Origin of the sequence: Nocardia sp. NPDC020380 (assembly GCF_044386975.1) — a bacterium.
Lineage (GTDB): Bacteria > Actinomycetota > Actinomycetes > Mycobacteriales > Mycobacteriaceae > Nocardia.
In genome coordinates this window covers 14,483-30,665 of record NZ_JBIRVQ010000011.1, presented here as the reverse complement: position 1 = coordinate 30,665, position 16,183 = coordinate 14,483, and the positions used below count along the sequence as shown (strand labels likewise).

21 protein-coding genes are annotated in these 16,183 nt (G+C 66.1%); 10 read left to right on the top strand and 11 right to left on the bottom strand.

Going from position 1 to position 16,183, the window contains the following annotated elements; genetic code table 11:
- Positions 1-49: 49 nt before the first annotated feature.
- From ACH438_RS29190 to ACH438_RS29175, 4 genes are all read right to left on the bottom strand, one after another.
- Positions 50-343 carry an alpha/beta fold hydrolase gene (locus tag ACH438_RS29190; RefSeq protein ID WP_397010890.1) on the bottom strand — a complete coding sequence of 98 codons (294 nt, stop codon included), beginning with the start codon at positions 341-343 and terminating at the stop codon, positions 50-52.
- A 93-nt stretch (positions 344-436) separates the two neighbouring features.
- On the bottom strand, positions 437-1,081 hold the full coding sequence (locus tag ACH438_RS29185; protein WP_397010888.1) for a methyltransferase domain-containing protein: 645 nt from the start codon (positions 1,079-1,081) through the stop codon (positions 437-439).
- A 37-nt stretch (positions 1,082-1,118) separates the two neighbouring features.
- Positions 1,119-1,700: a carboxymuconolactone decarboxylase family protein gene (locus tag ACH438_RS29180; RefSeq protein ID WP_397010886.1), complete on the bottom strand. Its 582-nt coding sequence runs from the start codon at positions 1,698-1,700 to the stop codon at positions 1,119-1,121.
- Positions 1,701-2,027: a hypothetical protein gene (locus tag ACH438_RS29175; RefSeq protein WP_397010884.1), complete on the bottom strand. Its 327-nt coding sequence runs from the start codon at positions 2,025-2,027 to the stop codon at positions 1,701-1,703.
- Positions 2,028-2,276: 249 nt separating this feature from the next.
- Between ACH438_RS29175 and ACH438_RS29170 the strand changes: the two genes are divergently transcribed.
- The 5 genes from ACH438_RS29170 (at position 2,277) to ACH438_RS29150 (ending at position 6,925) form a co-directional block, all read left to right on the top strand.
- On the top strand, positions 2,277-2,894 hold the full coding sequence (locus tag ACH438_RS29170) for a DedA family protein (RefSeq protein ID WP_397010882.1): 618 nt from the start codon (positions 2,277-2,279) through the stop codon (positions 2,892-2,894).
- 75 nt (positions 2,895-2,969) lie between these two features.
- The gene (locus ACH438_RS29165) at positions 2,970-4,220 is read left to right on the top strand and encodes a hypothetical protein (RefSeq protein WP_397011503.1); all 1,251 of its coding nucleotides are present in this window, start codon (positions 2,970-2,972) and stop codon (positions 4,218-4,220) included.
- Positions 4,221-5,177, top strand: a complete 957-nt coding sequence (locus ACH438_RS29160) for an undecaprenyl-diphosphate phosphatase (protein WP_397011501.1) — start codon at positions 4,221-4,223, stop codon at positions 5,175-5,177.
- A gap of 45 nt (positions 5,178-5,222) precedes the next feature.
- Positions 5,223-6,053 (top strand): hypothetical protein, encoded by an 831-nt coding sequence (locus ACH438_RS29155; protein ID WP_397010880.1) that lies wholly within the window; start codon positions 5,223-5,225, stop codon positions 6,051-6,053.
- A gap of 263 nt (positions 6,054-6,316) precedes the next feature.
- A complete protein-coding gene (locus ACH438_RS29150; RefSeq protein WP_397010878.1) occupies positions 6,317-6,925 on the top strand; it encodes a GPP34 family phosphoprotein in 609 nt (202 codons plus the stop codon).
- 517 nt (positions 6,926-7,442) lie between these two features.
- On the opposite strand, the gene ACH438_RS29145 is transcribed toward ACH438_RS29150, so the two are convergent.
- Complete coding sequence (locus ACH438_RS29145; protein WP_397010876.1) at positions 7,443-7,940, bottom strand: MarR family winged helix-turn-helix transcriptional regulator; 498 nt, start codon at positions 7,938-7,940, stop codon at positions 7,443-7,445.
- A 37-nt stretch (positions 7,941-7,977) separates the two neighbouring features.
- On the opposite strand from ACH438_RS29145, the gene ACH438_RS29140 reads away from it, so the two are divergent.
- Together ACH438_RS29140 and ACH438_RS29135 are read left to right on the top strand one after the other, a co-directional pair.
- Entirely contained in the window at positions 7,978-8,469 is a 492-nt protein-coding gene (locus ACH438_RS29140; protein ID WP_397010874.1) for a cupin domain-containing protein, read from the top strand.
- Between the two features lie 138 nt (positions 8,470-8,607).
- Positions 8,608-9,045 (top strand): DUF2871 domain-containing protein, encoded by a 438-nt coding sequence (locus ACH438_RS29135; RefSeq protein ID WP_397010872.1) that lies wholly within the window; start codon positions 8,608-8,610, stop codon positions 9,043-9,045.
- 73 nt (positions 9,046-9,118) lie between these two features.
- On the opposite strand, the gene ACH438_RS29130 is transcribed toward ACH438_RS29135, so the two are convergent.
- From ACH438_RS29130 to ACH438_RS29120, 3 genes are all read right to left on the bottom strand, one after another.
- The gene (locus ACH438_RS29130; protein ID WP_397010870.1) at positions 9,119-9,304 is read right to left on the bottom strand and encodes a hypothetical protein; all 186 of its coding nucleotides are present in this window, start codon (positions 9,302-9,304) and stop codon (positions 9,119-9,121) included.
- 125 nt (positions 9,305-9,429) lie between these two features.
- Entirely contained in the window at positions 9,430-10,731 is a 1,302-nt protein-coding gene (locus ACH438_RS29125; protein WP_397010868.1) for a hypothetical protein, read from the bottom strand.
- A 3-nt stretch (positions 10,732-10,734) separates the two neighbouring features.
- Positions 10,735-11,058, bottom strand: coding sequence for a helix-turn-helix domain-containing protein (locus ACH438_RS29120; RefSeq protein WP_397010866.1), 324 nt, complete (start codon positions 11,056-11,058; stop codon positions 10,735-10,737).
- A gap of 215 nt (positions 11,059-11,273) precedes the next feature.
- Here ACH438_RS29120 and ACH438_RS29115 point away from each other — a divergent pair, with 215 nt between their 5' ends.
- The gene (locus ACH438_RS29115; protein ID WP_397010864.1) at positions 11,274-11,495 is read left to right on the top strand and encodes a hypothetical protein; all 222 of its coding nucleotides are present in this window, start codon (positions 11,274-11,276) and stop codon (positions 11,493-11,495) included.
- A gap of 357 nt (positions 11,496-11,852) precedes the next feature.
- Here the strand turns inward: ACH438_RS29115 and ACH438_RS29110 are convergent, their stop codons facing one another.
- The gene (locus ACH438_RS29110) at positions 11,853-12,587 is read right to left on the bottom strand and encodes a hypothetical protein (protein WP_397010862.1); all 735 of its coding nucleotides are present in this window, start codon (positions 12,585-12,587) and stop codon (positions 11,853-11,855) included.
- A complete protein-coding gene (locus ACH438_RS29105) occupies positions 12,584-12,931 on the bottom strand; it encodes a hypothetical protein (protein ID WP_397010860.1) in 348 nt (115 codons plus the stop codon). The genes ACH438_RS29110 and ACH438_RS29105 overlap by 4 nt, the downstream gene beginning before the upstream one ends.
- Positions 12,932-13,510: 579 nt before the next feature.
- Here ACH438_RS29105 and ACH438_RS29100 point away from each other — a divergent pair.
- Complete coding sequence (locus ACH438_RS29100; RefSeq protein WP_397010858.1) at positions 13,511-14,026, top strand: hypothetical protein; 516 nt, start codon at positions 13,511-13,513, stop codon at positions 14,024-14,026.
- A gap of 1 nt (position 14,027) precedes the next feature.
- Positions 14,028-14,885, top strand: a complete 858-nt coding sequence (locus ACH438_RS29095; protein WP_397010856.1) for an alpha/beta hydrolase — start codon at positions 14,028-14,030, stop codon at positions 14,883-14,885.
- Positions 14,886-15,069: 184 nt separating this feature from the next.
- On the opposite strand, the gene ACH438_RS29090 is transcribed toward ACH438_RS29095, so the two are convergent.
- On the bottom strand, positions 15,070-16,020 hold the full coding sequence (locus tag ACH438_RS29090) for a trypsin-like serine peptidase (RefSeq protein ID WP_397010854.1): 951 nt from the start codon (positions 16,018-16,020) through the stop codon (positions 15,070-15,072).
- Between the last annotated feature and the right edge of the window lie 163 nt (positions 16,021-16,183).

The following is a 16,183-nucleotide window of genomic DNA, read 5'->3' as shown; positions in this document are numbered from 1 at the left end:
CTGGTCTGCGATGTCACCATCACGTCGAACAGCGGTTTTGGCTCGATGCTCAGCGGATGCTTCGTCTCGAGTCGTGACCGGCGTCGGCGCGTTCGTTGAGGTCGGTGGCGAACGCGGCGACGTTTCGGGCGAACTGATCAGGTCGTTCGAAATAGGTGACGTGACCGGAGCCGTCGAGTTCGACGAATCGGCTGTGGGGCAGGTTTCGGGCCACGACGGCTGCGATGGTGCGTAGCGACGGGTGGCTGAGGGTGCCGGCAATGACCATGCAGGACAGCTGAATTCCGGCGAGGTCGGGAGCGGTGAGCAGATAGGGTGGGCTGGACAGTTCGGCCAGCAGCATCGTGTCAACGGCGACCGCGGATGATGTCTCCGTGAAGTGGCGTCGCGGGATGTCAGTAAGAAGGCAGTCCTCCGTGGGAATCCGAAGCGTCGTTCACATGGGCAAGGTTTGGGTTATGCGCCAGAGGCGGCGAGGTAGTTCGCCTTCCTCGAAGCGATGGATCTGGAGCAGATTCCAGCCATCGGCTATCGCATCGACCAACGCTCGGGGGAAGAAATGCACTGCGTACCCGCCGTGTTCGTAGATGTCGTCGCCGTGGGAAATCCCGGTGCCGTAGTGAGCGTCGCCGACATGACGGACGGTGTAGACAAGTACTCCGCCTGGCCGGAGTATCCGGCGGATCTCCTTGCTCAGGTCGAGAATCTGATCGGTGGACAGTGCCATGCACAGCAGCATGTGTGCATACACGCCGTCAATGCTGTTGTCGGGCAGCGGGATCGGCTCTCGGGCGTCGTGCTCGAGGGTCCGGACCTGCGTGGCGAGTCCCGCCGTCTCGGCAGCGGAGCGTAGCTGGTTCAGCCCGGCCGCACTGAAATCGGTCGCGGTGACATGAAAACCTGATCGGGCCAGGTGCAGTGCGTCGCGTCCGTGCCCAGCACCCAGTTCGAGGACACCGCCGACTTCCGCGGTCCGGAAAACGTCGACAGCATGGAGGACGGCCTCCGACGGTTCGTCGCCGTACATACCGGGGTGGGAGCGATACGTCTTTTCCCAGTGCTGCTGCTGGTCATTGCCCATGCCGGTCATCCTCCCTTGGCAACCGGCCGCCGCGGTCCTATCGGTAGCCCCGCCGGAGAAGGTACTTGGCTCCTGCCTCGTAACCCGCCGGGCTGAGCTGTTCGAAGCCGAAGGCGTCGGCGAGTCGGTTGGTGATGTTGAACGCGGCGCAGACTGCCAGCGCGTCTTCGACCTGCCGCGGTGTGACACCTGCGGCGAGCACGTCCCGCATGTCCTCGACACTCACCGTTCCTTGCCGGGTCAGCTTCGCGAGCATCCGCAGTGTTGCCCGCAGCCCGTCCTGGATGGGGGCCGATTCCACGTCTGCCAGCACCGCGCGAACCCTCGCGGCGTCCTGGTCTGCCCGGCCTGCGGTCGCGGTGTGTGCGCCGACGCAGAACGCACACTCGTTGACCTTCGACACGAAGGCCGCCATCAGCTCTCGATCGGCGACCGACCAGGCCGACGGCCCCCGCATCGCCTCGTGGGTGAACCTCTTTGCCCGGTCGCCGTAGAAATCAGGCCGGTAGAAGACCAGCTTGGCCGCATCCGGTAGCGGCTGCCCGGAGAACACCCGGATGAGCGTGAACAACACCTTGGTCCCGGGACGGTAACCGTGGTTGAGGATGTCGAGTCGCATCTACTCGGCCTCCTCGCTGCCGATCGCTTCGGCCAGGGCCGCCAGTCCCACGTCATACAACCGGGCGGAATGGCCGACCGCAGCGGATATCACCAGCTCGAACAGCTGGTCCTCGCTGAAGCCCGCCGCCCTGGCGGCAGCGAAATCCGCGTCAGTGACCTGAGTCGGCTTGGCGGCGACCTTGTCGATCAGCGCGTGCAGAGGCGGGGGAACATCCGCGTTACGGAAGGCATGGGCGCGCTGGTCCGTAGATGTCCTGCCCTGCCCATTCAGAACGCGATCCACCAGAGCCCGGTGCAGTGCTCTCTTGTCGTCCTCATGCAGCACAGCGGTTTTCGCCTCCCCGGTGGTTCTGCTTGGCCCTCATATACACAGTAGGCGCGCTGCGCCCCGAAACGGCGTATTCGGCAAACGCACGCTCGCCGACGTGTCCGTGTCTTCGGCCGACTGTGGAACGGCTGGTCCGAGCCGATGCACCGGATCGGATCTCGGGCTGGGTCTCAGCGTGTTCTCAGCGCTGCCTTGTCACGGTGGCAGGGTGCTATCGAACCTCTTGGCGTTGAACGAGGCGGTGCCGTGCAGCATCTGATCCTCACCTACGGCCTCACCGCGATCCTGCTGCTCATGGCCGCCGAATCGGCATGCATACCGATCCCGTCCGAAATCACCATGCTCTTGGGTGGCGCCTTGGCCGCAGGTGCGGTCAGCGGCCCGCACCCCAATCTCATCGCGGTGATCGCCGCCGGCACCGTCGGCAATGTGCTCGGCAGTTACCTGGCCTGGCTGGCAGGCCGCTACGGCGGCCGCCCCCTGCTACATCGGTGGGGCCGCTACATCTTCCTGCGCGCCGACGACATTGACCGAGCCCAGGACTGGTTCGTCCGGCGCGGTGCTTCCTCGGTGTTCTGGGCGCGGCTGCTGCCCGGCATCCGCACCTTCATCTCCTTGCCCGCGGGCATTGCCGGGATGCCTGCCGTCCGGTTCGGCGTCTACACCCTGGCGGGCTGTTTGCCGTGGACGGCGGCGCTGGCGGTGGCCGGGTACGGAGTCGGCGCGAATTGGCATCACCTCGAGGACACCTTGCGCGGCCCCAGTTATGTCGTCGCGGGTCTGGCGGCGTTGGTGATCGCCGTCGCGGCCGCCGTGGTCCTGCGTCGACGCCATCGAAGTGGCGCCGGTGTGGATGAACAGTGACGTGACGGCACGGCAAGTCGCCGCTTCTCAGCGTCGTCACAGCGCTCGATCACTACCGTTCCCGCCGTGACGGAGATGACGAATACCAGGGTTGATGCGACCCGGCGCCTGTTGAGCAAGGTGCCCGAGGTCACGGTGTGGTTCTGGATCATCAAGATCCTGTGCACCACCGTGGGTGAGAGTTTCGCCGATTGGATCAACTCCTCCCTCGGAGTGGGCTTGACCCTCACGGCACTGCTGTTCACCGTCGTGCTCGCCGCGGTGCTGGCCTGGCAGCTGCGGCTGAATCGCTATGTGCCGTTCGTGTACTGGCTGACGGTGGTCGTGCTCAGTGTGACCGGCACCCTTTACACCGACATCCTCACCGACAACCTGAATGTGCCACTCGCGGTGAGCACCAGTGTCTTCGCCGCGGCCCTGGCCGTGGTGTTCGGGATCTGGTTCGCCCGCGAGCGGACTCTGTCCATCCACAGCATCGTCACCCTGCCGCGCGAATTGTTCTACTGGCTGGCGGTTCTGGTCACCTTCGCCCTCGGCACCGCCGCTGGAGACTGGACGCTGCAGCTGACCGGATGGGGGCCGGGCGTGTCGGTGCTGCTGCCCGCCGGACTGATCGCCGCCATCGCGCTCGGCCGGCGGTTGGGAGCAGGGGCGGTGCTGTCGTTCTGGCTCGCCTACATCCTCACCCGTCCGCTGGGGGCCAACCTCGGCGACTGGTTCGCCTCCGCGCGTGCCGATCACGGTCTCGGCCTGGGCACCGCGGCCACCAGCGTCGTGTTCCTCACCGCCATCCTGGCCACCGTCATCTACCTCACCCGCACCCGCGCCGACGTCATCGACGCGCAGCAGACCGGCACCGTGACAACGGTTTCCGCCGCGAACCCGGCACGTGAGCGGCTCATGCTCGGCTACTACGCGGTCGTCGCGGTACTGGCCGGGTCACTGCTGGTATGGGCCGCCGGACAACCGCACTCCAACGCCGCCGGAGACGACGAGACCTCGGCCGGTCCTTCCACTTCCGTGGCGTCGGTACCCGGCCAAGCGAGTTCACCCTTCCCTGCGGCCAATATCGCGAACTACCGCACCATCACCCAGGACACCCTCGCCAAAGTCCAAGCCGGACAACAAGCCGACGCCAAAACCCGGATAAAGGACCTCGAAACCGCCTGGGACAAAGACCAAGACACCCTGCAGCCGATGAACAAAACGGCTTGGGACACCCTCGACCACCAGATCGACAACGTCCTGCACGCGATCCGCGCTACCACACCGGACCCCACGGCCGAAGCCCAGGCCCTGGCCACGCTGCTCACTGCGCTCGGGTGAATCGTCATGGCAATCACTTATCTGGAATCCATCGTTGTCGGCGCACTGCAAGGGGTGAGTGAGCTCTTCCCGGTGTCGAGCCTCGGGCACAGCATCCTGCTGCCCGCCTGGATCGGCGGGCAGTGGGGCCGCGACCTCGACATGTCCGCGAAGGACTCGCCGTATCTGGCGCTGCTGGTAGCCATGCACGTCGCCACCGCACTCGCCCTGGTGATCTTCTTCCGGCGCGACTGGGTTCGCATCCTCGGCGGATTGTGGGATGTACTGCGTACCAGGAAGATCCGCACACCCGAAGCGCGTCTGGGTGTGCTGCTGGTACTGGCCACCATCCCGGTGGGACTGGCGGGGCTCGTACTCGAGAAGGCGGTCCGCAACTATCTCGGAACACCCATCCCGACCTCGATCTTCTTGGCGCTCAACGGTTTCGTGCTGCTCGGCAGTGAGCTGTTGCGCAAGCGCGACAACAAGCGCGCCACTGTGCTCGTACCGAGCAGACATGCCGCCGACTGGTCTGTCCAGGACACGACTGTGCTGCCCATTCTCGACTCCGACCGCGCCTCGGACGTCCGGCTGTCTGGCCTCGGTATCAAGGACGCCATGGTCATCGGCTCCGCGCAGATCGCGGCGCTGTTCCCTGGTATCAGCCGATCGGGCAGCACCATCGTGGCAGGCCTGTTCAAGGGCATGAAGCACGAGGACGCCGCGCGCTTCGCCTTCCTGCTCGCCACTCCGGTCATCCTCGCGGCCGGAGTGCTCAAGACCCCCGAGTTGTTCAAGCCCGCCAACCACGACATCCTCGGCCCGGCGCTGGCCGGATCCGTCGTGGCAGGCATTCTCGCTTATGTCTCGGTCAAGTTCCTGGTCAAATACTTCGAGACCAAGACCCTGACCCCGTTCGCTCTCTACTGCCTCGTGATCGGTTTCGCCAGCCTCGGATACTTCACTCTCCGTGGATGATACCGAGCTTTCGTGCCCATCTTTTTCGTCTGCAAAGGCCCTGCTTTGAGCTCCACAAACGAACAGACCCGTCCATCCTCGACGCTCACCCGAGCCGGTGCGCTACGCGTACCCGAAATCGTGGCCGCGTTCTGGATCGTCAAGGGATTGTCCACGGCCCTGGGTGAATCCGGTTCGGACTTCCTGGTCACGAGCATGGACCCGCAGGTCGCGGTGGTCCTGGGCTTCGTCGCGTTCGTCGCGGCGTTGATCCTGCAGTTCCGCATCGGCCGCTACCTGGCGTGGACCTACTGGCTAGCGGTGGTGATGGTCGGCATCTTCGGCACCATGGCCGCCGATGTCATGCACGTCGTGCTCGGCGTCCCCTATCCGATCTCCACCGGCTTCTACGCTCTCGCGCTCGCCGCCGTGTTCATCGCCTGGTATCGCACCGAGCACACCCTGTCGATCCATACTGTCGACACCCCTCGGCGTGAACTGTTCTACTGGGCCGCCGTCGCCGCCACCTTCGCCATGGGCACCGCCCTCGGCGACTTCACTGCCTACACACTGCATCTGGGCTATGCCGCCTCGGCGGCATTGTTCGCGATCCTGATCCTGATCCCCGCCGTCGGCTATCGCTGGTTGGGCTGGAACCCGATCCTCTGCTTCTGGACCGCCTACGTCATCACCCGCCCCCTCGGCGCCTCGATCGCCGACTGGCTCGCCAAACCCGCCCACGACAGCGGCCTCGGCCTGGGCGACGCCCCTGTCGTCGTCGTCCTCGGCCTCCTGATCCTCGCCCTTGTCACCTACCTCGCCATCACCAAATCCGATGTCCAGCAACCTCTCCGGCGTGATATCGCGGGCCGTGAGGACCCCGCCCTCAATCGATAGCCGCCGATCATGACCTATCGCCTTCCTCGATACGACTATGTCGATCTCGTGACAGCGGGAGCCTCACCGCTGTCGCTGTGGGCGGGCGAAACACCGTGCCGTCGACAAAGCAAGCGCCAGTGCGGTCGTGAGTGAGAGCCGCGCCAGGTCGGCGGCGATCGAGGCCGTCCGCCAAGCTTGCGGAAGGCCCCTGAGAAACCCGTTGAGACCCTCGACCGCCGGCCTCAGCGTCTCCACAGCGGGTCCGGCGCACCCTGTTCGGCATGACTTCCATCGCCGATGACCTGGCATGGTTGCTCCTGGACGACGACACCGGGAGGTTCCTCGTCGATCGCAGCACCGACTCGCATGCTCTGGGCGTCGCCCTCGAGCTGGACGCCGCGCCGGACCTCCGCGCGATCACTCCCGCGCAGATACGGCCCGACCACGGACCCCGCGCAGCAGCGCTACGCCAACGTCAACTCGACAGGGTCCTGACACGCAACGCCGAGCGGCAGCGCATCTGCGCTGTTCCGATGCGCCGATTCGGAGTCTTCCCCGGATGGCGTTGGCCGACTCTGGACTACGACAGCAAGGTCGCGACTCGGCGCGATATCGAGCGTGAGCTGTTCGATCCCACCCGTAGGATTTCCGATCCTCCCACCGTGATGCTCATCGCCCTACTCGACGCCGTTCATGTCCTGCAACCACAGTGTCCGGAGCACGACGCGGCGTCGATCAACAGACAGGTCGCGGACATGCTTGGGAGACGGGCGTACGCAAGACTCCCATCGACCGTGGTACGCGACATGATCGGCGGCGACTACCGGACGGTGATCGGTGATCTCGCCTACCCACTACTACGACGCATCCCATATCAACGTGATGCGTAATCCGGGTGCCGACAGCTTCGCAAAACGATCCCGGCAAAACGGCGATGGAGCGCAGGGTGCTCAGCCTGCTGCACCGTGTCTCGGGTATTGCGGGGTCGGGGAGCGACGCACAGACGTCCCAGCGGTGAGAAGCACGAGCCCGAGACCGAAGGCCGCAATGATGATCCACTTCACGAGTTCGTTCGTTGCGAGATAGTGCGGGCATCGCGAATGATCCTAAAATCCTGAAGTTCCCTGGAACCCAAGTGTTTTCAGCGCGAACCCAAGTGTGGACCTGCCCCATTTTGGGGTAGGTGCACTTGGGTTGGCAAGCAACCCGAAGGTTTGGTGTCGCGGGCGGCGGCCTGACCGCCGCACCGGCCCGGTATTCCTGACCGCCCGCAATGTCAAACCCAGTGCGGGCTAAAGCCGATGAATTCCGTCGATCATCAGCCCAACTGGGGTCCTCACACTGAACCCGAGTTCTGGGTGGACTGGCGAAGCGCGCCCCGGAGAGGGCCCTCCACGGCCCGGAACTCTATTCCTCGACGCTGGCCAGCAGGATGCGCAGGATCTGATCGAGTTCGTCTCGATGGGTGGATGACAAGACCTCCAGCAGGCGTTCCTCATTGTCGGCGTGTTCGGCGATCAGCTCTTCCATAAGCCCGCGGCCGCTGGGGGTGAGTTGCACTCGCAGGCTACGCCGGTCGGTGGAGTCACTGATGCGGCGCACCAGTCCGGCGGATTCCAGGCGATCGAGCCGACCGGTCATTGCCGGGCGGGAGATCATGAGCTCCTCGGCCAGCTCGGACGGCTTGAGTTCGAACGGTTGTCCCGAGCGGCGCAAAGTGGCCAGCACGTCGAACTCCCCACTCTGCAAGCCGTGGCGCACGAACGGCGCGCTGATCTGTACTTCCATGAGCGTCAGCAGCCGCCCGAATCGGCCGAAGATGCCCATCGCCTGGGTCGGCAGGTCCGGGCGTTCCCGATGCCATTGCGCCAGCAGCTCATCCACGCGGTCTTGCCGAACGTCCATAGCGAATTATCAGATGACGAACTATTGGAGTTGGGGCATGACGCAAGCAATGGACCGAGTGGCCTTCACCAACAGCCGCGACGCCGAGGTCATCGGGGGTTCCGGCGCGCCGTGGGCGGCACATCTGTTGATCGACGCCAGCCAGACCGGCGGTGCCCTGAGCACCGTGGAAGTGCGCCTCACCGACGGCGCGGACGGTGCGGGCCCGCACTATCACACTCGTTCGCACGAGCTGTTCTATGTCACCGAAGGCGAACTTCAGGTGCTCACCGACGAGGAAATCCGCACCGTCGGCGCGGGCAGCGCGTTGGTCGTGCCGAAGCACACGGTCCACGCGTTCGGCGCGGTACCGGGCAGCGCCGTGCGCTTCCTCATCACACTGACCCCAGGCGTCGAACGGTTCGACTACTTCCGGCTGCTCGGCCGTATCGAACGTGGCGAAGCGACCCGGCAAGAGATCATCGACACCCAGGACGTCCACGACAACTATTTCGTGGATTCCCCGACCTGGCGCGCGGCCCGCCGCTGAACCCGCGCCCACCCCAAAGCTTTTCAGAGGATGGCGGTTGACACGTACGTCGCCTGATGACGTCCGAGCCCGGCCGACCTGGCAAGGGCGAGCCCGACCCGGGCCGCCAATTCTCCCAAGATGTTAAGGACGACGTCGATGAAACAGCTCTACTACTCCGCAGTGGGCTACACCGCGCTCGGCTTGGTGTCGGGGCTCTTCTACCGCAATTTCACCGAAGCCCACCATTTCAACGGAAGAACCGAACTAGCGGTGACCCATACGCACCTGCTGGCGTTGGGAACGCTGTTCTTCCTCATCGTGATCGGGCTGGAGAAACAGTTCGCCTTGTCGAGGAGCCGCGCCTTCCTCTGGTTCCTCTGGGTCTACAACGCCGGAGTCCTATGGACGGTGCTGTGCATGGCCCTCATCGGCATCCGGACCGTACTCGGCGACGACGAAAGCGATCCGCTCGCCGAGATGGCGGGAGCGGGACACATCATGCTCACCGTCGGCTTCGGGCTGTTCTTCGTGTGCTTGTACGGTCCCGTCAAGGCAGCCGACCGCCGCTCGCCAGGACATGACCGCTGCCCCTAGAGTTCCAGGAGATCCCCGGCCGGTACTCAAGGTACCGTCGCACTTTCTGAACTTCCTTGGGGATCAAGAATTTTCAGTGCGGCACCGCCGTGTCGTCGATAAGTTGTCGGGCGTTGATGGCCCAGCGGATCGCGGTGGTGTCAGAGATGCCGAAGACGGCGGCCAGGTGCAGGGGGTCGCCGCCGCTGGTGAGGGCTTCGTCGAGTTGGCGATCGATGCGTAATCGTTCGAGCGTGGCGGTGAGGCCGCGCAGGTTCATCAGGAAAGCGGTGCTGACCGGTGCGGTGCGTAGCGCGCTTTCCTTGCTGATCAGCAGGTGTGGGTTGGCGGTGTGCGGCCATCGGGCGCGCCGGTGGTCGAGCCACTCGCACAGCGCCTGGTAAGTCAGCTCGCCGAGCGGGCGGGTGTGGCCTGCGATGGTGAGGCGCCGGTTGCCCAGGTCGACGTCGTCGAGTTGTAGGGCGCGGATGTGAAGGGGCGGGCGGCGTGCACAGCGGCCAGCACGACACACAGCCTGGCCTGCGGTGTGTCGGCGGCCGACGCGGCGGCCGAGATCTCGGCGGCGGTAAGGGGCTGCCAGATCGGGCGGGGTGGGGTGGAGAGCCGGATGCGGGCGCAAGGGGGGTTGCGGAAGATCAGGTTCTCGTGTTTGGCCCATCGGAACAGTGACCGCAACGCCGACAGGGTGCTGGTGCGTGTGCGGCCGGTGATTTCGTCGAGGTAGGCGAGGACGTCGTCGCGGGTGACCTCGCGCAGGTGGTCGTAGCGCTGCGACCAGCCCAGCAGTGCGGGGTGTACCAGGTTGACGTAGATGGTGGCGGTGGCCCGATGGCGGGGATGGCGACGGGGACCGCCGTCACGCAACACGTGCGCCCAGCGGTGCATATGGTCGGCGACCGAGGGTGCGAGGCCGTCGAGCTTGGCCTCGAGCCAGAGGTTGAACACCTTCGGCCGGTCGTCGGCGAGGATTCCCATGCTCGACAGCACGTCGATGACGTGGATCAGCGAGTTGCCGCGGCGGCGCACGAGCTGGTGGAACTCCGACACCCGTATCCGATCGCCGTCGGCGTGTGTGGCCAGCAGCATGATCAGGTTCCGGTTGAGCGCGCGGCGCACCATGGGGTCGAACCCGTGGATCTCGGCCAGGGAATGCGCCAGGTGCAGGGCCCACGCCAGCCACGGATTGTCCGGGGCGGCAACCGATCTCAGATCGATGCCGCCGGGGCGGTAGGTGCGGGACAGGTCGGTCAGCAGCACCAACTGCGCGCCGAAGGGGCTGGGGCGGTGCGCAATCGGTGGCGGCGGCTTGAGCGGGCGTCCTTTCACCCCGCGCCGCCGGGCGAGGGTGGGCGGGCGTGCCTGCGGCCGATACATATCGGCCAGGAACAGCTGGTGATAGCCGACCTTCGCCACGTAGGGCGCGAGAACGACTGCGTCGCGGGCATTTCCGGCGTCGGCGGCCCGGTCGAGACGGGCCTGGCACCAGCACAGCCGGCAGAAGCCGTCCTTGAGCGGTACCTGTCGTCGGCAGGCGGGACACTGCCCGACGTGGTCGCGGTAGCGGGCGGCAAGGTTGTAGCAGGCCAAGCACACGCCTTGCGCGAACATCAGGCCCCAGGCCAGACATTCCGAGCAGCTCGACACCGACCTGGCGATCTTGCCGCCGCTGCGGTCACGGGCGACCACGGCTCACCGCGGTGGCAGCGAGCGTCCGTCGCGACGGCGCGGGACCACGCGCACCGGCCCGTTCACCGCCGCCGGATCCGCGCCGGTCTCCGGTTTCGGCGACGCCACCGCCTCCGGCTCAGGGATCAGCAGCTCACCGACCTCGCAGCCGAGGACGGCGCAAATGACGTCCAGATCGGTGAGCTTGATCGAGGCTGGTTGCCCGGACCACAGGTGCGACATCTTGCCCGCCGAGATCACCAGGTCACGCTCGGCCAGCAGCCGGTGCAGGTCCGAGGCTTGCCAGATCCCGCGGTTGGCCGCGGCCAGGCGCAGGTTGCACCGCATTCACATCAGTCCTTCCCACCGCGTTGCGGCGCGTTGCTGCCCGGCGATCCAGGCATCCTCGGCGACGATCGCCTCGAACTGTGGTCCGATTGAGGGTCGAACAGGCCGGATGACCTTCCGCTGTCTGGCCGCGGCTCCGTTCGGACCGGCCGGGTCGACGCCGCAACCTCGACGTTCGCAGGCACTGATCGCCGGGGACGATCTACACTGCCCGGATGTCGAAGCGCCAGGTTATGGACATTGCACTGCTTGCCGGAGTGCTGATGATCGTGGCCGCGATCGTCATCGACCGGGTGCCCGTGGCACTCGGACTGATGGCGATCTGGGGTGCTGTCGCGATCTTCGCCGATGCGCGATCCCATCCCCGTTCACCGGACCAGAGCTACCTCGCCAACCTCGCGGCCCGAGTCGAAGCCGGGGCCGAACCCCGTTTGTGAATCTGCGGGGCCACTTGGCCCTGTGCGAGGACGGCCGCAGCTGGCCAGGTAGCGCGCCTGCGGTGGGTATCGAGTCCGCCCGCTGAGCAAGCTGGCCGTATTCGGTGTCGTGCGACTCTTCCCGCAACTGGGGCTGTTGCCCGCGGGACGGGAAGTGGCGCAACTGGGCGGTAATTGCAGGACCGGTTCGCCGTAACGAGCCGTTCGGAGCAGGTGCCGCATGACAGCCAGACCCCACCAGCGGCCGACCGCAGCGCCGGATTCGGCTGGCGGCCTGCCGCAGTCGGGCAGGAGGGCGACCGGATCGACGGGTTCGATCCGATGGGTGGCGCGTACGGCATAGACGTGGGTGCGGGATTATCGCGCCGATTCGGCGGCGGTGGTGGTGGGGATTCCGTTGCGTGCGTGTTCTTTCCGGCGGGCCCAGTATCCGATCGCGGCGAAAGCTGTGTAGGTGAACACCGACAGGATGGTCGGCAGGCTCGCGGGGATCAGGTCGTGGAAATAGCCGTGATGCACGGTGTTCGCGTCATTGGGGTTGAACTGGGCCCAGAGCCGGTGCGCGGCGGCGAGCAGGCTGATCAGCGCGCTGGTGAACAGCAGCGACAGGGCGGTCCGCTCGAAACCGGTGAGGGTGCGCAAGCGCAGCGCGGGAATGGTGACGGCGAAGACCGCGGTATTGGTGGCCATCGCGATCGCGGCGACCGTGATCGCCAGCAGTGAGCCCCAGCCGTGCCAGGTGTGCAGGCTGCGCAGCATCGCGTACGCGATGCCGACCACCACGCCGATGGCGAGGGAAACGTGGGCGGCGCGAGTCAGCCTGTGCTGCCCCATCGCCCGCGTGAGGTGCGCGGTGATTCCGATACAGGCGGTGACCACGAGTGCGTAGCGGATCAGGTCGGCCTCGGTGGGCGGCACCCGCAGCGGAGCTGGGTATTCGTCACCGATCCAGTCGGCGCTGTAGATGGCCAGTGCGGCGATCGCAACGGTGAGGGCCCGGGTGCGCCGGTCTCGCCACTGGGTGACGCGCAGCGCCACCACCACGGCCGCGAAGGCCGCGGCGCAGGCGAACAGGACGTCTTGAGCGTTCATCCGATCAGACCCTTCACGACTTGTTCCGTACGGCTCGGTCGCGGTTCCGGCTCGGTGCCGGTCAGCAGTCTCCTCGTGACTTCGTCGGCCAGTTGGCTGTTGCTCGCGGTGCGCAGAATCTCGGGAATCGAGGAGCGGGCCGTGATGATCGGCAGATGCACCTGCTCGGGCCTGACCAGCCCGGCCTGCAGCAAGCCTTCGACAGGACTCACCCCATAGGCGTCACAGAACTCCAGGATAGTGCCCGCCACCGGAGTGTCGGTCTTGGTGAGGTGCCGACGGACCCGATTGTGGTCGGTTCCCATCCGCTGCGCGATCGCGCGATCACCGGCACCGCCTGTCACGGTGTCTACCCATTTGCCAAAATCGCTCTCCACGTCTCTAGTATGGGACAGATCTGAGACAGTCACAACTGGCGCTTTACCAGAGGAAATGGTATTTCCTGTGATCAGGCTCTCATCAATTTTGAACCACGGAGTTTGACAGTGGTTCAGATCTGATGCATTCTGGATTAGGTCAGCAACTGAACAGCAATCAGAACTGTTCGCGAGTGCTGCACGAGTGCGGTGCGTAAGGGCCCGGCTCGAATTCAACAAGAAATTCCGAGGAGGTGAATGCTGTGCTGTTCGATTTCGTCAATCGCTCGCTGGATGTGGTTTCCCGCATCCTGTTCGGCTCGGTCTTCTACTGACCGAAACCGATACCGAATCATCCGTCAATCACGCCAACACGAAGGACTACCAATGCTTTTCGACTTCATCCACGCCGGCCTGAACGTCATCTCCCGCATCATCTTCGGCTGAGAACACCAGCCGGATGAACGCAGCCTGACGCCCGGCTGGTATCCCCAGCCGGGCGTTCTCGGGCGCGCAGCAATTCGAATATCGGCAATTTGTAGAAAATACGAGGAAGGAACGAGTTTCATGAACAAGCGTATGAAGGTTATCGCCGCCTCGATTGCGGCCGTCGGTGCGGTCGGCGCGGGTGTGGCGGCGGGCAGCCATTTCACTCACCAGAACACCGCCGACTCCACCTCTACCACCACGACCACGGTCACCGACCGCCCCGCCCAGCCTGCGGGCACCGGCAACACGCCGAAGGCTCCGACGGCGACGGCCCAGCCCGGCAAGCCTGCCCCGGTCACGCAGCAGCCCCAGATCCAGCCGACCCGCCCGCCGGTCACCTCGCAGCCGACCCGTCCGTCCAACACGCAGAACCCGACCGCCGAGATCCCGCAGGGCGGCGGCATGACCGGCGGGCAGCCCGACGGCGGCGGCATGACCGGCGGGCAGCCCGACGGCGGCGGCATGACCGGTGGTCAGCCGGGCGGCGGCGGCATGACCGGCGGGCAGCCGGGCGGCGAATGGCAGCCGGACGGCAATGGCGGCGGCATGACCGGTGGTCAGCCGGACGGCGGCGGCATGACGGGCGGCCAGTAGGGTGCGAGAGCTCCGCCGCAGGACGTTGCTCGCCGCCTGCGCGGCGCTCGGCGCGGCGGCCACCCTGCGCACACCCGCACATGCCCAGGTCCCCGGCAGGAGCGGAATCAGTTCCGCGGCAACCGGATCGGACCCCATCATCCGGACCGAACGCGTGTACTCGGCCGCGCGCGGGCGGGAGATCGACATGGTCGCCATTCTGCCGCCCGGTGTTCCCACCGATCGGCTGCCGATCTCGCTGCTGCTGCACGGCCGTCACGGCACCGCCCACACGGCCTCGGTCGGCGGGCTCGGCGCGGCCCTTGCCACCGCCGTCGCCGCGAAGACGCTGCCCGCCTTCGGTTTTGTCGCCCTCGACGGCGGCGACAACTATTGGCACGAGCAACCTTCCGGCGACGACCCGATGCGCATGCTGCTCACCGAGGTTCCCGGCTGGCTGTCCGCGCGTCGCCTGGGCGGGCGCGATGGCACACCCTTCGCCTGCGCGGGCACATCAATGGGCGGTTTCGGTGCGCTGCTGTACACGCGCCGCCGCCACGAACGCGGCCGACCGCTAAGGGCCGTCGCGACATTGTCGCCCGCCCTCATGACCGAGTGGCCGGAGATGAACAAGCGCAGGGCATTTCGTGATGCCGAGGAATGGGCGGCACTGGACCCGCTGCGCAATATCGGCAAGCTGGGCCATGCGCCGACCGGGGTGTGGGTGGGGGACCGGGACCGGTTCGCCGAGGGCTGCCGACGGTTCATGGCGACGAAACGAGTGGACGTCGGCTCGGTGACGCCCGGCGGGCACACCGAAGAGTATTGGCGCACAGTCACTCCCGATGTCATCCGATTCCTGGGCCACAATGTCGGCTGACAGCGGTGCCGCCGCGGTGGGAAATGCGGCGACGACACTGCCTGCAATCGGGCCGTCGCGCTATCGGCGGTCCGGCACGGCGCGGCGACCCACATCGAAATCGACGCTTGCCCAGCGGGAGATGATCTGATCACCGTAACCGCTGACGACAACGGCGCCGGCGCAGTGCCGGTCGACCGGAAGGTCATCCCACCTTGGACGCGGCATCCAAGAGAGGCGTGAAATTCGTTACCGACAGCCGCGCGAAGTTCGCGCTGTTCGAGCCACCGCTCAGTACGCCCACGATCGCGTAGCCGTCGCCTTCGGCCGCGAACGCGGGGCTGCCCGATGCACCGCCGGGCGGGTCGCAGTTGGGTGTGGTCAGGATCTTCGGGTTGCTGCCCGACACCGCGTCACCGTCGCAGCGCAACATCACGTCCCCCGTATACGGAGCGTCGCCGGGATAGCCGTAGGTGGAGACCCGGAACGATTCCGTGGTGTTGGGTCGCACCGCCACACCGCCGGTCACCTGTTGGAGGCGTTCGCCGGTTTCCTTGGGCGCGACCGTCATCACTGCCACGTCGGTGCTGTAGTCGGCATCGGGGTCGAACCAGTCCTTCGAGATCCAGATCTGCTCGACAGGCCATATCCCATAGGGATGGTCGCCGGGCCCGTGGTACGGGCGTGCCTGTGGCACGAAGGCCATGTTGGCATTGAAATCGTGGCCGCTGGTGACGCAGTGCGCCGCCGACACGATGGTGCGCTGGTTCTCGGTGTCGAGGACCGAGGCCGTGCAGTGGGCGGGGCCGGAGCCGTCAGGCTTGGTGAAGACGAGCATTCCGGTGACGGCGGCTCGCGGGTCGGTCGACGGGTCGGCGGGCGCGAGCCCGAACCGATCGGCACCGGGTGTGATCCGTAGATCCTCGGGGACACCGCCCGCCGGGTCGCCGTCATCGTCGCGGGCGCCGGTGGGGGTCCAGTAGTCGGTGTTGTCGGCCCAGTAACTGCGGGTGGCCGCGGTATCGGCGGTGGCGGTGTGTAGCGGGAACGGGGCTTCGGTGGTGGATGGCGTGGTGGCCGTGGTGGAGTGGTGGGCACACGCGGCCAGTGGCAGCACGGTGAGCGCGGCAGCCGCGCATAGACGGAAGTCAGGCATGGTCCCAGGACCGCGACGAGCAGATACAGCCGTCCGGTCGAACCGCGCGCGGCTCGCGCGCACCAGCCCGCTGCCGCGTCGAATACCCCTGCTTTGTCGGCGAGTTCGGCCAGCACGGTGATGGCGACGAGAAATCCGAGGATCGGGCCGCCGCGGCTCGAGG

What these genes read in the sequence shown, in the direction of transcription:
- ACH438_RS29165 (WP_397011503.1), top strand. Translation starts at nt 2,970, where the DNA reads ATGACGAATACCAGGGTTGATGCGACCCGGCGCCTGTTGAGCAAGGTG.
- ACH438_RS29100 (WP_397010858.1), top strand. Translation starts at nt 13,511, where the DNA reads ATGAACAAGCGTATGAAGGTTATCGCCGCCTCGATTGCGGCCGTCGGT.
- ACH438_RS29145 (WP_397010876.1), bottom strand. Translation starts at nt 7,940, where the DNA reads ATGGACGTTCGGCAAGACCGCGTGGATGAGCTGCTGGCGCAATGGCAT.
- ACH438_RS29135 (WP_397010872.1), top strand. Translation starts at nt 8,608, where the DNA reads ATGAAACAGCTCTACTACTCCGCAGTGGGCTACACCGCGCTCGGCTTG.
- ACH438_RS29190 (WP_397010890.1), bottom strand. Translation starts at nt 343, where the DNA reads ATGCTGCTGGCCGAACTGTCCAGCCCACCCTATCTGCTCACCGCTCCC.
- ACH438_RS29180 (WP_397010886.1), bottom strand. Translation starts at nt 1,700, where the DNA reads ATGCGACTCGACATCCTCAACCACGGTTACCGTCCCGGGACCAAGGTG.
- ACH438_RS29150 (WP_397010878.1), top strand. Translation starts at nt 6,317, where the DNA reads ATGACTTCCATCGCCGATGACCTGGCATGGTTGCTCCTGGACGACGAC.
- ACH438_RS29130 (WP_397010870.1), bottom strand. Translation starts at nt 9,304, where the DNA reads ATGAACCTGCGCGGCCTCACCGCCACGCTCGAACGATTACGCATCGAT.
- ACH438_RS29110 (WP_397010862.1), bottom strand. Translation starts at nt 12,587, where the DNA reads ATGAACGCTCAAGACGTCCTGTTCGCCTGCGCCGCGGCCTTCGCGGCC.
- ACH438_RS29120 (WP_397010866.1), bottom strand. Translation starts at nt 11,058, where the DNA reads ATGCGGTGCAACCTGCGCCTGGCCGCGGCCAACCGCGGGATCTGGCAA.
- ACH438_RS29115 (WP_397010864.1), top strand. Translation starts at nt 11,274, where the DNA reads ATGTCGAAGCGCCAGGTTATGGACATTGCACTGCTTGCCGGAGTGCTG.
- ACH438_RS29140 (WP_397010874.1), top strand. Translation starts at nt 7,978, where the DNA reads ATGACGCAAGCAATGGACCGAGTGGCCTTCACCAACAGCCGCGACGCC.
- ACH438_RS29090 (WP_397010854.1), bottom strand. Translation starts at nt 16,020, where the DNA reads ATGCCTGACTTCCGTCTATGCGCGGCTGCCGCGCTCACCGTGCTGCCA.
- ACH438_RS29185 (WP_397010888.1), bottom strand. Translation starts at nt 1,081, where the DNA reads ATGGGCAATGACCAGCAGCAGCACTGGGAAAAGACGTATCGCTCCCAC.